Raw genomic sequence first — 12,742 nt, 5'->3', positions numbered from 1 at the left:
AATGACATTTCTACAACGTTTAAAATTTTACGGAATTGGTTTTTTAATTGGATGTTTGATTGTGTTTGCAACGGTTGGCAATCGCAGTTGTGTTACAACCAATGAAATGAAAATGCAGGAGCTCGTGTTTCAGCATTTTGAATTTAGCGATAAGGCCTTGTGTAAATTAAAATGCATGCATTACAATGGCGCTTTACTGAAAATAGAAATGCGCAATTTTGAAGTGAATTACGATTTAACCGATGTACATGCAGATCCTTGCGGTACGTATTTTATTCAGCCAAAAGAAGAGTTTAAAGACAAATACAAATTTGATTTTGTCATCAACGATTGCGATACTACTTCAAAGATTCTCGATATTAACGTCCACGATCCAAAGTGGAACTGCGAAGAGTGTAAGTAAATTTATTGAGACTTTTTTGAAGGTAGTTTTCCTATAAGGAAAAATTTAATCCATTTTCTTAAAGCGCATTTGCAATACGCCCCAGAAGGCTTCTTTGAAAATTTTGGTGCTCATTTTGCTTACGCCTTCAACACGGTCAACAAACATAATCGGCACTTCAACCAATTTAAATCCTTTTTTGTAGGCGGTGTATTTCATTTCAATCTGAAAGGCATATCCCATAAATTTTATACCATCCAGATTAATGGTTTCTAAAACTTTTCGCTTATAACATTTAAAGCCGGCAGTCGTATCTTTCACCGGAAGCCACAATACAATGCGCACGTAAACCGAGGCAAAATAACTCATTAAAATGCGACCTAAAGGCCAGTTGCTCACTTTTCCTCCGCTGCAATATCTGGAACCAATCGAAACATCAGCGCCTTTTTCACAGGCTTCCTGCAAGCGTATCAAATCATCCGGATTGTGACTAAAATCGCAATCCATTTCAAAAATGTATTCGTAATTTTTAGCTAATGCCCATTTAAATCCGTGAATATAGGCTGTTCCCAATCCTAACTTTCCTTTTCTCTCCTCAATGTGGAGTTTACCGCCAAATTCGTTTTGAAGTTCTTTTACTTTCTGAGCTGTTCCATCAGGAGAGCCATCGTCTACAATCAACACGTGAAATTCCCGCTTCAGCGAAAAAACTTTACGGATCATCTTTTCGATGTTCTCGATTTCGTTGTAGGTAGGAATTATGACTAAGCTCTGGCTCATTAATTCTGCTAATATACAAATTGTGTCAGTTCTGCATAACGTTCACAATAATAATAAATTGCTCATTTTGTAAAAAATTAACGCTTTTATGGAAGGGTGTTTTATTTTCTTTTCTGCCTTGATGAAAACTTAGACGAATTTCTTTATGTCACTTTTTGGTTCGCCAAAAAGTAACCAAAAAACTCTTGATGCCGAAAGGCGATTTTGCGCAAGAGGCAGGCGCAAACCGCGGTTAAAATTGCCGTCGGCTTAGGCCTCGGAGAAGGCAATTTTCCCGCTATCGCTGCCCGGCATCAACCCTCCGATTAGCATTTTACTCCATTTAATCCAAACGTTCCCAATATTCTACATTCTCCATTCGGAGCGTTCCTCGAAGACGATATTACCGAATACTGGCCTCATTTTATACGGTTTTTTATGCGCAACAAATTGCGTTAAGCCAAATGGGAAGCTCCGCAGGCGGGCCAAGGAGATCACCCATTTGGTAGCTTGCCAGCGTTAAGAAAATGTGCAGTGCACATTTTTAGCGCCCGGCAATGGCTGTTGTGCATAAAAAATTACGACCGTAGAGAGTAAAGGATAAAATGAAGCCTTGACTTCTTTGTTACTTTCTGCGTCAAGGCAGAAAGTAAGTAAGATAATTTGATGGCAGCAAAAAAGAAAGAAGTATATTTCCAAGCTTATTGACAATTTCGTCAATTATCAACATCTCTCGCCAAAGCCCTGCCAATTCAGTAAATTTGTTACTTATGTTAAGCCTCAATCCTAAAGATCTTACCATACCGCAAGTACATCAGTATTTGTTGGGTGCAGTCGGACCGCGTCCGATTTGTTTTGCGAGTACCATCGATAAAAATGGGAATCCAAATGTGGCGCCTTTTAGTTTTTTTAATGTGTTTTCTGCAGCGCCTCCAATTGCGGTTTTTTCGCCCGCACGCAGCGGAAGAACCGGTGCAACGAAAGATACATTTGAGAATGTGAAAGAAGTACCGGAATGCGTGATTAATATCGTTAATTACAACATGGTTTATCAAACCAGTTTAGCAAGTAGTCCGTTTCCAAAAGGTGTAAGTGAATTTACAAAGGCCGGTTTAACACCAATCGAATCGCAATTAGTAAAACCTTTTCGTGTAAAAGAATCACCGGTACAATTAGAGTGTAAGGTAAAGGATATTATTGAGCTCGGACAACAAGGTGGCGCAGGGAATCTGGTGATTTGTGAAGTGGTGATGATACATGTAAGTGAAGATGTATTAGATGCCAATAAAATGATTGATCAGCAAAAGATTGATTTGGTGGCACGCATGGGCGGAAATTATTATTGCAGAGCACATGGCGATGCTTTGTTTGAAATTGAAAAACCAATTACAACTATCGGAATTGGTTTTGATAACATGCCTGATTATATCAAGAAAAGTCATGTATTAACAGGAAATAATTTAGGGCAGTTGGGAAATATTGAACATTTACCTACAAAGGAGGAAGTTGTTCAGTATAAAAACTCAGGGGCTATTAATGAAATGTTTGAGCTATACAGCAAAGACCGTCATAAATTGGAAGAGCATTTGCACCACATGGCACAACGCTTATTAAAAGAAAATAAAGTGGCAGAGGCATGGAAAGTGTTATTGGCAGTGGAGCATATTGATTAGTAAAAAATAAAAAATAAATATATCATGGAAGTAACAGGTATCTTAAAAATGAAATTCGATACGCAAAAAGTAAGCGATCGTTTTTCGAAACGTGAATTCGTTTTAACTACAGAGGCTACATCTCCGTATCCTCAGCACGTAAGTTTTCAATTAACTCAAGACAAGTGTAATTTATTAGACCAATATAACATTGGTGACGAAATGAAAATTCAATTTAATCTTCGTGGTCGCGAATGGAATGGTCCGCAAGGCATAAAATATTTCAATACTTTAGAAGCTTGGAGAATTGAGAAAATGAATGGCGGAGCATCTAATCAAAATTCGCAAGCACAAAGCAATAATACAGAAACAGCATCACCGGTGTTTACATCAAACATCAGTGATAATGATGATCTACCTTTCTAAAAAATAAAACGAATCAATTAAAAGACACAAGATAAAATTAACTTGTGTCTTTTTTTTAAAAAGCAATTTATGGCCAAGTCAAAATCAAAAGTACTGCTGATTTATACAGGTGGAACAATTGGAATGATGCAAGATCCGAAAACAGGTTCTCTCAAACCGTTCGATTTTAAATCGCTTACCAATCAGGTTCCTGAGTTAAATAAATTTGATATTGAACTATCATCCATCGCTTTTGAAAAACCAATCGATTCATCCAATATGCATAAAGACGTGTGGGTGAAATTGGCGAACATGATTAAGGACCATTACAAAGCCTACGACGGATTTGTGATTTTACATGGCTCCGACACGATGTCGTTTACGGCAAGTGCCTTGAGTTTTATGTTAGAGAGTTTAGATAAACCGGTAATCCTAACCGGCTCTCAATTACCAATTGGTATTATTCGTACTGATGGTAAGGAAAATTTAATTACAGCCATTGAAATTGCAGGCGCTAAAGAAAAGGGAAAGAGTATTGTCACGGAGGTTTGTATTTATTTTGAGTATAAACTTTACAGAGGTAATCGCACCTTTAAATATAATTCAGAACATTTCGATGCCTTCAAATCTCCAAATTATCCTCCTTTAGCAGAGGCAGGCGTTGAAATTGCCTATAACAAGAATGCACTTTTAAAACGCGGTAACGGAAAGTTGAAGGTGTATTCAGAGTTGGATAACGACATTATCGTTTTAAAATTATTTCCCGGACTCAGTAAAAAATTAACTACATCCATCATTAATACCAAAGGTGTAAAAGCCATTGTTCTCGAAACGTTTGGTGCAGGAAATGCCAGTACTCAGGAATGGTTTGTGAATGAATTGAAAGCGGCTATTGCGCGTGGTGTGGTGATTTTAAATGTTACGCAATGTCATGAGGGTAGAGTAGTGCAGGGCATGTATGAAACGAGCCGTCAGCTTAAAAATATTGGTGTCATTAGCGGACACGATATTACCTATGAAAGTGCTGTGGCTAAATTGATGTTTTTGCTCGGACAAAAATTACCGCATGCAAAATTAAAACAGCAATTGGAGAAAAATTTAAGAGGAGAATTATCGGAATAATTTATTTTCCTTTATTCTTTTTCAGGAATTCTTTCACGATTTGATCATCGCTTTTTCCCAGTAAATCACGCGCAGCAGCGGCATTGGCAGCCCATTCAGTACCGCCATATAAACTAATGATTTGATTATATAATTCAAGCGCGCGATCCTCATTGTTTAGATATTGCGGCTCATCATACAATTGTGCCAATAAGAACATGGCAGCTCCTCTGTTTTTAAACTCCGGAAATTCTTCAATTACTTTTTCATAACTGACTTTAGCTTGCGGCATGTTATTGATGCTTTGCGCTATTTGTCCGGCTTTTAAAAGAAAGACAGGCGCTAAGCTATCCGTATTACAATACTGTGCGAAATCAGCGAATGACTTTATGGCTTTGTTAGCGACTACAACATCAATTTGAGTAGCGGATAAAATGATGCTGTCGTTTTTGAGTGCATCCAAATAAAGTGTTCTGCAATCGTTGGTGAGGCTTGGGTTTTGAACCGTTTCAGTTTTAACTGTTTCCTCTTTTGTAGTTTCTGTTTTGTTGCCGCTGCAGTTATAAAATAAAAAGAAAACAATTAAGGCAACGAAAATTAGAATGATTAATTGTTTAATGATGTTTTTCATTTTATCTTTTGGCTTTATATACACGAATTTTATAGTCGGCACTTACTTTACCTTTACTGATATCTGAAAGTTTGCCGGAGATTAAACGACGCTTAAGCGGGCTCACCTTATCAGTGAAAAGAACTCCTTCTATGTGATCATACTCGTGCTGAATAACACGAGCAATCACGCCATCGTAAGTCTCAGTGTGTTTCTTAAAATTCTCATCGAGGTACTCGATTTTAATAGTAGGCTTTCTTAGAACATCTTCACGTATTTTAGGAATACTCAAGCAGCCTTCGCTGAATTTCCATTCTTCGCCGTCTTCTTCTAAGATGCGGGCATTAATAAAGATTTTCTTGAAATCCTTCATTTCCTCGAGTTCCTTTTTCGTAAACTCGCTTTCTTCATCTTCTTCCACTTCCGCAAACGGAGTAGCGTCAACAATAAACAAACGAATAGCTCTGTTAATTTGAGGTGCCGCCAGTCCAACACCGTTAGCCGCGTACATGGTTTCGAACATGTCTTTTATCAACTGATCCAAGCCTTCATAATCAGGTGTAATATCCTCGCACACCTTTCTTAAAACCGGATCGCCATATACAACTATTGGTAGTACCATTTTATTTCTTGTTTACTGTTTCTTGTTTCGGGTTTTATTACAGAATCAAGAAACTTCTAATAATGAATAATAATTATCTGCTATAGTTTGGAGCTTCGCGTGTAATTACAACATCGTGCGGATGTCCTTCTTTCACACCTGCTGAAGTTATGCGGATGAATTTAGCGTTTTGTAATGCCTTAATATCTTTTGCACCACAGTAGCCCATTCCGGCACGTAAACCACCAATGATTTGATAGATTACTTCCGATAAATACCCTTTAAAAGGCACTCGACCACTAATACCTTCCGGTACTAATTTCTTAATATCGTCTTCCGCATCCTGGAAGTAGCGGTCTTTGGAACCTTTTTGCATGGCTTCCAAAGAGCCCATGCCACGGTAAGATTTAAATTTACGACCCTCGAAAATGATTGTTTCTCCCGGACTTTCTTCCACACCTGCGAACATTCCGCCCATCATAACGGTTCCCGCACCTGCGGCAAGTGCTTTAACCACATCACCGGTAAAACGAATACCACCATCGGCGATTAATGGAATATTTTTACCTTTTAGTGCCGCAGCAACATCCATAATAGCGGATAATTGAGGTACACCCACGCCGGCAATAACGCGTGTAGTACAAATTGAACCAGGACCGATACCAACTTTAACGGCATCAGCACCTGCTTTATATAAATCTAATGCAGCTTTACCCGTAGCGATGTTTCCAATTACCACTTGTAAATCTTTATGTTTCTTCTTTACTTCTTTTAATTTATCGATAACACCTTTAGAATGACCGTGCGCTGTATCAATGATAATAGCATCAACATTTGCTTTCACTAAAGCATCAACACGTTCAATGGCATCGGCAGTTACACCAACCGCTGCAGCTACACGTAAACGTCCCATTTCATCCTTACAAGCATTTGGTCTAACTTTAATTTTGATAATGTCTTTGTAAGTAATTAAACCAACTAATTTTTGGTTTTTATCGGTGATGGGAAGTTTTTCAATCTTGTGTTCTTGTAAAATCTCTTCTGCTTTTTTAAGGTTAATACCTTGTTGCGCAGTGATCGCTTTACTGGCAGGAGTCATAACTTGAGTAACCGGACGTTTAAGGTTCTTCTCAAAACGTAAATCGCGGTTTGTAATAATACCAACAAGTTTATTGGATTTATCAATCACAGGAATACCGCCAATTTTGTTTTCAGCCATAATGTTTAAAGCATCACCAATAGTGGCATCTTCAAATAAAGTTACAGGATCTAAAATCATTCCGCTTTCACTGCGTTTAACCTTACGCACGTGCATAGCTTGATCCTCGATACTCATGTTTTTATGTAACACACCAATTCCACCTTCCTGAGCAATGGCAATTGCCAATTGATACTCAGTAACAGTGTCCATAGCCGCCGAAACAATAGGAGTATTTAGTTTTATATTACGGGTAAAATGACTCGAAATGTTAACATCACGAGGCAATACTTCCGAATAATCGGGAACTAATAAAACGTCATCGTAAGTAAGTCCTTCTTGAACAAACTTTTGAGAGTTAATAGATGAAGCCATAGAAATGAATTTTAAGATTATAAAATTCGGGCAAAGTTAATGAAAATAATCAGCAATTGGGCTTTTTGGGAATTATTGTTTTTTGTTTTACTCAAGATTAATTCAAATACACTCGTTTATACAACACTTTTGCTAAATCATTTTAGTAACTATCTGATATTCTTATACATTTAACAAATTAATCTCCTTAATTATGAAGAAACAAATCCAATCTTGCATTTGTTTAATTTTTTTAAATCTAACTGTTTTCTCACAAAGTAATATTATTGTAACTAACTCTGAGGTTCCTGACCAAGCTTTGCAAGGAGACATTGATGCGATAAACTCTCAAAACTTTGTGAAGTCACCTGAACAATTTTCGGGTGAAAAAATCATGTGGTGTGCTTCTGCTAATACCTTAGTTACCGGTTATCCGGCATGGACCAATTATTATGCAGGTTGGATGGTTAATATTAATAATATCTCAACTAACACAATTACAATAAATTGTTTTGAAGCAAGATTTGGGGGCACAACCGGATATAGAATTTATACAAAAACAGGAACCTTTGTAGGATTTGAGGGTAATGCAGCTTCGTGGACTTTAGTGGGAAGTGCTGCGAATGTTACAGGTGCCTCAACTACAACTTCTTCTCCAATTCCAATAGCGGTTAATGTTAATATTAATCCTGGTACAACTCGAGCTTTTTATTTAACACGTGAAGACAATGTTGTTGCTAACAGGCATATGTATATTTCCGGAAGTGGAACCGCGGGAACAACAGTTTATTCTTCTGATGCTAATCTACAAGTTACAGAAGCTACATATTGCGATGTGTTTTTTCTTCCGCAGGTTGGTGTAAGGAGACCAAGTTTCCAGATTTATTATTCCATTTACAATCCGCTTCCTGTTGAGTTAGGGAATTTTAAATGTGCTTCCGACAAAACAGGCACTCAATTAAATTGGGCCACCTACAGTGAAAAAAACAATGCGTATTTTAGTGTACAGCGCTCACAAAACGGAGCGGATTTTGAAGAAATCGGACGGGTAGAAGGAGCCATAAATTCTAATCAAATTATTAATTATTCTTTCAAGGATAATTTACCTAAGCGTGGCGTTAATTATTACCGTATAAAGCAGGTGGACGTAAACGATGATTTTAAAATTCATGATATGATTACTTGTCTGTATGAGCCGAAGGAAATTAAAATTAATGTTTATTCTGTTACCGGAATTCTAATTACTTCATTAATTACCGATGATTATAAAAACGGCGTAGATAAGTTAGATCTAACACCCGGTGCCTACCTTTTAGAGTTAAATGACTCTGAAACTCCAACGTTTATTAAATATATACGCCAGTAATTGTTTAATATTTTTTAATAAAGGTCTAAAAGACATAAACCATTTTAATTGCTATCTTTGCGGCACATATAACGAGTATGTATCGCAAATTAGTATTAATAACCGCAATCAGTGTTTTAGTGACATCCTGTGCCAATGATAATCAGGAACAAGGTGTTTCTACCAATGATATCACTAATTCAGCCTCTGCTAACGGAGAGGATAAGGGAAGTTTACCTGAAATTAAGTTTGAAGAAGAGGAACATGATTTTGGCCGAATTACTCAAGGCGAAAAGGTATCTTATGCCTTTAAATTTAAGAATATCGGTAAAGGTAACTTAATCATTGCATCAGCTGCAGGTAGTTGTGGTTGTACGGTTCCTGAATTTCCAAAAGAGCCTGTTTTACCAGGACAAGAAGGAAAAATTAATGTTGTTTTTAATAGCGAAGGTAAAAGCGGCATTCAGGAAAAAACAATTACAGTTGTTACCAATTGCGAGCCTAGTACCCGTGTTATCCGAATCAAAACCGATGTTATTGTTGCGGAAGCTGTAAAGGACGAAGGTTTTTAATTAATAAATTTATCTAATCAATCAAATATGTTACAACAATTCATTTTAATGGCTCCTCAAGGGGGCGCTCAAGGCGGAAACCCAATCATGCAAATTTTACCACTCGTATTAATCATTGTGGTATTCTACTTTTTTATGATTCGTCCGCAAGTGAAAAAAGCAAAAGATCAAAAGAAATACATTGAGGCTTTAAAAAAGGGCGATAAAATTTTAACCATTGGCGGTATCTACGGTAAAATTGTAGAAATGCGCGATGATGCTACTGTAATTATGGAAGTAGAAGATGGCACAAAGATGAAGATTTCTAAGAACGCCATTTCTCAAGACGCTTCTGCTACTTTAAACCAAAACGCATAATAACTATTGGCAGGCGGTAATTCTTCATATGGCATTAAACCAAAGTTAATGCGGGGGAAATTATCAGCCTTCCTTATTTGCCTTGCTATTTCCGCTTTTTTGTGGATTTCCCATCGTTTAAATCAAACGTATTTTTATTCGATTAATGTACCGGTTAAGTTTGTTAATCTGCCCGCTAACAAAGCGCTGATTAACGAACTTCCCGATCATTTGCGTTTTGATATTAAAACAAACGGCTTGAAATTGTTTTTTGTTTTGTTGCGCCGTCCGTTTAATGAAATCACTATCGACTTTAATAAACTGAAAAGCGATAACAAACAACAGGCTTATTCAATCAGTTCCGGTAACATTAAATTAAGTGAAACCACAAAATTAAATGTGGATGTTAAGCGGATCAGTCCGGATACTTTGTTTTTTGTGAGTAAAACGGGTATCACTAAAAACGTAGCCGTTAAAGCAATTATTTCCGCGAATCCCGAAAAGGGTTATGTGCTATCAAAACCTGTTATCAGTCCTGCCTTTATTACTATTAACGGCGATAGTATTTCTGTAAATGGAATTGATAGTATTTCAACAGCACCACTTTACTTAAATCAGGTGAATGCTAATTATAACGGACAACTCGCATTGTTGCGTCCGTCGGAAAATGTATTTCTGAATATCAATGAGGTTAACATAAGCATTAAAGCCGATAAGCTTTTGGAAAAACAAATTGAAGTGCCATTAACCGCTTTAGGAATAGCGCCTTCAACAGTTGCAAAATTGTTTCCATCAAAAGTAAAAATCACATACTCTGCTGCACGAAATGATTTTAGTGAAATTTCCTCCGATGATTTTAAAGCTGTGGTGAATTATTCCAAGCATCATAACAATAAAATGATGGTAGAATTAAGTACAGTTCCAACGCAAGCCAAAATTTTATCCATCGAGCCAACCGAAGTTGAATTTTTACTCTTTAAAACAAAATGATAGTAGGCTTAACAGGAGGCATCGGTACAGGTAAATCAACCGTTGGAAAGTTGTTTCAGGTGTTGGGAGTGCCTGTATATAATTCCGACTACAGAGCCAAGGAAATGTACTTTTTACCCGAGGTCAAAGAAAAAGTAATCGCACTTTTAGGAAATGAAGTCTATCATGCAGATGGCAGTTTAAACAGGGCTTATATATCTCAGAAAATATTTTCCGATTCATCGTTGCTTTCTAAGATAAACGGTATCATTCATCCGGCAGTAGAAAAGGATTTTACATCTTTTAAGGAAGAATACAAATCTCACAAATACATTATTAAAGAAACCGCGCTTTTATTTGAAACTGGTTTATACAAAAAAGTAGATAAAATTATTCTGGTAATGGCGCCGCTTGAAGAGCGCTTGAACCGCGTAATGCAAAGAGATAAAAGTAGCCGTGAAGATGTTTTAAAGCGTATCAGTCATCAAATGCCCGATGAAGAAAAGCAACCCATCAGCGATTTTGTGATTGATAATAATGAAACAGAAGGATTAATTCCTCAGGTTTTGGCTATCCATCAAAAACTGCAAAATGCTTAGGAAAGATTATATCATGCGGATGTATGAAGAGTTCGGGAAGTTTTTAGGAACTCTTTTTGGTTTACGCAAGATGGGGAATTGGCCGGAGTTGGAAGAATTAATTAAAACATCTGCTCAAAAATATTCCTTGGTTGAAGTGGAGTTTGCAGAATCTTTGGAAACAAAAGGTCTTCCGGAATATTTAATGAAAAATCATAGTCTGAATTCGGAAAACCTTAAAATGTTAGGAGATTTATTGTACGAAAAAGGCTTAATGTACTTGGCAACGGATAGAGCAGAGGCAGCAAAAAACGCATTTCAAAAAGTATTCGTGTTATATACTTACGTTCAGCAAAATGCCCTGGAATCGGATTTTTCGCTCGATATGCATACCAAACTCGGCAATGTGAAAGAGTTGCTGGGATTACATGACAAAGCTTAACGTTTTAATATCGTAGCTTTTCTCCTCTCCATTTTCATGAATTAATTGCAGCAGTCCCTGTTCACTCACACCTTTTATACGAGCATTAAACTCTTCCGTATCATGCTTAAATCGCATGGATTGATGAATGCCGAATAAATGCGCATGGTATTGTTCGTCAATTTCCTTTAGTTTGTTTTGCTTTAATTTTAAATACCATTTTTCAAAATACACAAAAAGGTTTTCACTCACTGCATCAGGATTTGCATCAGAGTTTCCTAACAAAAGCAATGAAGTAGCGCTATTCATTAAGGAACCGAATTCTGTCTGCATGACATTAAGCCCAATCCCGATAACACTCCAGTTAATATGTTGCTCATGAAAACTGTTTTCGATGAGGACGCCTGCAATTTTTTTTCTGTTTACAAGTATGTCATTTGGCCATTTGATTTTTATGTCAAATTGACTATTGGCTAATATTTCCGTCAATACGTCATGCAATGCCAAAGCAGTAATTTTGCTCAAATAGAAAGCGTTTTTGGGGGCTAAAAAATTTGGTTTTACAACAAGAGAAAGAGTGATATTGAGAGAGGGATTTGCAATCCAACTGTTACCTCTTTGTCCTCTTCCAGCGGTTTGATGATGGGTGTAAACAACAGTGCCTTCAGGGCAGTTAACGTTCTTTAACAAGCTAATGGCATAAGAATTGGTACTATCTGTTTCAGGTAAAAAAACTTTGTTTTGCCCTATAAAAAGTGTTGCCATTAAGCCAAAAAGGTTAATTTTGTTGGTTAGTGCAAACTTAGATAAAGTAAGCAAATAAAGCTAAGTATTTAATATCCTTTATGGCTAAAAAAATTGTAAAAAAGTCGGCTGCTAAATCAGCCAAAAAATCTTCGGCAAAGCCGGCAAAAAAACGTACATCATTATCGGTTGGCGGAAAAAAGAAGCCAACGAAAAAAGCAGCGGCTAAAAAGCCGGTGAAAGAAAAGGATGTAATGACCAAGCAAGCGAACCTAATTGCCAATTCCGAAAAGAAGAAAAAATCGAAACGTCCTAAGAAAACAGCTACCGCCGAACAAACAACCAATCTTTTGGATGCGATTATCGACGGTATGCAGGAAAAGAAGGCGAAGAACATAACGATTGTTAATTTATCGGATGTTGAGAACAGTGTGTGCGATTTCTTTGTTATTTGTGATGCCGACAGTAAAACACATGTCGAAGCGATTGCAGATTCAGTAGAAGAAGTAGTAAGAAAGACAACAGGAGAAAAGCCTTTCCATGCAGAGGGTTATGAAAATGCAGAATGGATTTTAATTGACTATATAAATATTGTGGCTCATGTGTTTCAGAAAGAAATAAGAGATTATTACAATTTGGAAGCTTTGTGGGCAGACGCTGAAATAACAACAGCATAATTTAAATGATACTAAAATAATGAGCGACGAAATTAAAA

General features: G+C 37.0%; 16 protein-coding genes. 11 read left to right on the top strand and 5 right to left on the bottom strand.

Annotation, left to right across the window (positions count from 1 at the left end):
• Position 1: 1 nt before the first annotated feature.
• Positions 2–403, top strand: coding sequence for a hypothetical protein (locus tag J0L69_13435; protein MBN8694191.1), 402 nt, complete (start codon positions 2–4; stop codon positions 401–403).
• A gap of 45 nt (positions 404–448) precedes the next feature.
• Here the strand turns inward: J0L69_13435 and J0L69_13430 are convergent, their stop codons facing one another.
• A complete protein-coding gene (locus J0L69_13430; protein MBN8694190.1) occupies positions 449–1,162 on the bottom strand; it encodes a polyprenol monophosphomannose synthase in 714 nt (237 codons plus the stop codon).
• A gap of 749 nt (positions 1,163–1,911) precedes the next feature.
• Here J0L69_13430 and J0L69_13425 point away from each other — a divergent pair.
• From J0L69_13425 to J0L69_13415, 3 genes are all read left to right on the top strand, one after another.
• Complete coding sequence (locus J0L69_13425) at positions 1,912–2,814, top strand: flavin reductase family protein (GenBank protein ID MBN8694189.1); 903 nt, start codon at positions 1,912–1,914, stop codon at positions 2,812–2,814.
• Positions 2,815–2,838: 24 nt separating this feature from the next.
• Positions 2,839–3,219 carry a DUF3127 domain-containing protein gene (locus J0L69_13420; protein MBN8694188.1) on the top strand — a complete coding sequence of 127 codons (381 nt, stop codon included), beginning with the start codon at positions 2,839–2,841 and terminating at the stop codon, positions 3,217–3,219.
• A 69-nt stretch (positions 3,220–3,288) separates the two neighbouring features.
• Positions 3,289–4,320 carry a type I asparaginase gene (locus J0L69_13415; protein MBN8694187.1) on the top strand — a complete coding sequence of 344 codons (1,032 nt, stop codon included), beginning with the start codon at positions 3,289–3,291 and terminating at the stop codon, positions 4,318–4,320.
• Between the two features lies 1 nt (position 4,321).
• On the opposite strand, the gene J0L69_13410 is transcribed toward J0L69_13415, so the two are convergent.
• The 3 genes from J0L69_13410 to guaB all read right to left on the bottom strand — a co-directional run bounded on the left by J0L69_13410 (position 4,322) and on the right by guaB (position 7,071).
• Complete coding sequence (locus tag J0L69_13410; protein ID MBN8694186.1) at positions 4,322–4,930, bottom strand: tetratricopeptide repeat protein; 609 nt, start codon at positions 4,928–4,930, stop codon at positions 4,322–4,324.
• A gap of 1 nt (position 4,931) precedes the next feature.
• Entirely contained in the window at positions 4,932–5,531 is a 600-nt protein-coding gene (locus tag J0L69_13405) for a peptide deformylase (GenBank protein ID MBN8694185.1), read from the bottom strand.
• A 73-nt stretch (positions 5,532–5,604) separates the two neighbouring features.
• A complete protein-coding gene (gene guaB, locus J0L69_13400; protein ID MBN8694184.1) occupies positions 5,605–7,071 on the bottom strand; it encodes an IMP dehydrogenase in 1,467 nt (488 codons plus the stop codon).
• 205 nt (positions 7,072–7,276) lie between these two features.
• On the opposite strand from guaB, the gene J0L69_13395 reads away from it, so the two are divergent.
• From J0L69_13395 to J0L69_13370, 6 genes are all read left to right on the top strand, one after another.
• Positions 7,277–8,428 (top strand): hypothetical protein, encoded by a 1,152-nt coding sequence (locus J0L69_13395; protein ID MBN8694183.1) that lies wholly within the window; start codon positions 7,277–7,279, stop codon positions 8,426–8,428.
• Positions 8,429–8,505: 77 nt separating this feature from the next.
• Positions 8,506–8,979 (top strand): DUF1573 domain-containing protein, encoded by a 474-nt coding sequence (locus J0L69_13390; GenBank protein MBN8694182.1) that lies wholly within the window; start codon positions 8,506–8,508, stop codon positions 8,977–8,979.
• A 27-nt stretch (positions 8,980–9,006) separates the two neighbouring features.
• Positions 9,007–9,336, top strand: a complete 330-nt coding sequence (yajC, locus tag J0L69_13385; protein MBN8694181.1) for a preprotein translocase subunit YajC — start codon at positions 9,007–9,009, stop codon at positions 9,334–9,336.
• A gap of 48 nt (positions 9,337–9,384) precedes the next feature.
• On the top strand, positions 9,385–10,305 hold the full coding sequence (locus tag J0L69_13380) for a YbbR-like domain-containing protein (protein ID MBN8694180.1): 921 nt from the start codon (positions 9,385–9,387) through the stop codon (positions 10,303–10,305).
• Positions 10,302–10,883, top strand: coding sequence for a dephospho-CoA kinase (locus tag J0L69_13375; protein ID MBN8694179.1), 582 nt, complete (start codon positions 10,302–10,304; stop codon positions 10,881–10,883). The genes J0L69_13380 and J0L69_13375 overlap by 4 nt, the downstream gene beginning before the upstream one ends.
• Positions 10,876–11,304, top strand: a complete 429-nt coding sequence (locus tag J0L69_13370; GenBank protein MBN8694178.1) for a hypothetical protein — start codon at positions 10,876–10,878, stop codon at positions 11,302–11,304. The genes J0L69_13375 and J0L69_13370 overlap by 8 nt, the downstream gene beginning before the upstream one ends.
• On the opposite strand, the gene J0L69_13365 is transcribed toward J0L69_13370, so the two are convergent.
• Positions 11,287–12,048, bottom strand: coding sequence for a biotin--[acetyl-CoA-carboxylase] ligase (locus J0L69_13365; GenBank protein ID MBN8694177.1), 762 nt, complete (start codon positions 12,046–12,048; stop codon positions 11,287–11,289). The two genes, J0L69_13370 and J0L69_13365, sit on opposite strands and share 18 nt — an antisense overlap.
• Before the next feature lie 233 nt (positions 12,049–12,281).
• Here J0L69_13365 and rsfS point away from each other — a divergent pair, with 233 nt between their 5' ends.
• Positions 12,282–12,704, top strand: coding sequence for a ribosome silencing factor (gene rsfS, locus J0L69_13360; GenBank protein ID MBN8694176.1), 423 nt, complete (start codon positions 12,282–12,284; stop codon positions 12,702–12,704).
• Positions 12,705–12,742: the final 38 nt, after the last annotated feature.

The sequence above is a fragment of the Bacteroidota bacterium genome, assembly GCA_017303905.1.
Classification (GTDB): Bacteria; Bacteroidota; Bacteroidia; order B-17B0; family Aurantibacillaceae; genus JAHEYG01.
Note: the sequence above shows the minus strand (reverse complement) of the source record. Positions and strands in the feature narration are given on the sequence as shown.

Coding starts and splice junctions, on each gene's coding strand:
- J0L69_13435 (MBN8694191.1), top strand. CDS start 2: ATGACATTTCTACAACGTTTAAAATTTTACGGAATTGGTTTTTTAATT.
- J0L69_13420 (MBN8694188.1), top strand. CDS start 2,839: ATGGAAGTAACAGGTATCTTAAAAATGAAATTCGATACGCAAAAAGTA.
- J0L69_13365 (MBN8694177.1), bottom strand. CDS start 12,048: ATGGCAACACTTTTTATAGGGCAAAACAAAGTTTTTTTACCTGAAACA.
- yajC (MBN8694181.1), top strand. CDS start 9,007: ATGTTACAACAATTCATTTTAATGGCTCCTCAAGGGGGCGCTCAAGGC.
- J0L69_13380 (MBN8694180.1), top strand. CDS start 9,385: ATGCGGGGGAAATTATCAGCCTTCCTTATTTGCCTTGCTATTTCCGCT.
- J0L69_13390 (MBN8694182.1), top strand. CDS start 8,506: ATGTATCGCAAATTAGTATTAATAACCGCAATCAGTGTTTTAGTGACA.
- J0L69_13430 (MBN8694190.1), bottom strand. CDS start 1,162: ATGAGCCAGAGCTTAGTCATAATTCCTACCTACAACGAAATCGAGAAC.
- J0L69_13370 (MBN8694178.1), top strand. CDS start 10,876: ATGCTTAGGAAAGATTATATCATGCGGATGTATGAAGAGTTCGGGAAG.
- J0L69_13405 (MBN8694185.1), bottom strand. CDS start 5,531: ATGGTACTACCAATAGTTGTATATGGCGATCCGGTTTTAAGAAAGGTG.
- J0L69_13425 (MBN8694189.1), top strand. CDS start 1,912: ATGTTAAGCCTCAATCCTAAAGATCTTACCATACCGCAAGTACATCAG.
- J0L69_13375 (MBN8694179.1), top strand. CDS start 10,302: ATGATAGTAGGCTTAACAGGAGGCATCGGTACAGGTAAATCAACCGTT.
- J0L69_13415 (MBN8694187.1), top strand. CDS start 3,289: ATGGCCAAGTCAAAATCAAAAGTACTGCTGATTTATACAGGTGGAACA.
- rsfS (MBN8694176.1), top strand. CDS start 12,282: ATGACCAAGCAAGCGAACCTAATTGCCAATTCCGAAAAGAAGAAAAAA.
- J0L69_13395 (MBN8694183.1), top strand. CDS start 7,277: ATGAAGAAACAAATCCAATCTTGCATTTGTTTAATTTTTTTAAATCTA.
- J0L69_13410 (MBN8694186.1), bottom strand. CDS start 4,930: ATGAAAAACATCATTAAACAATTAATCATTCTAATTTTCGTTGCCTTA.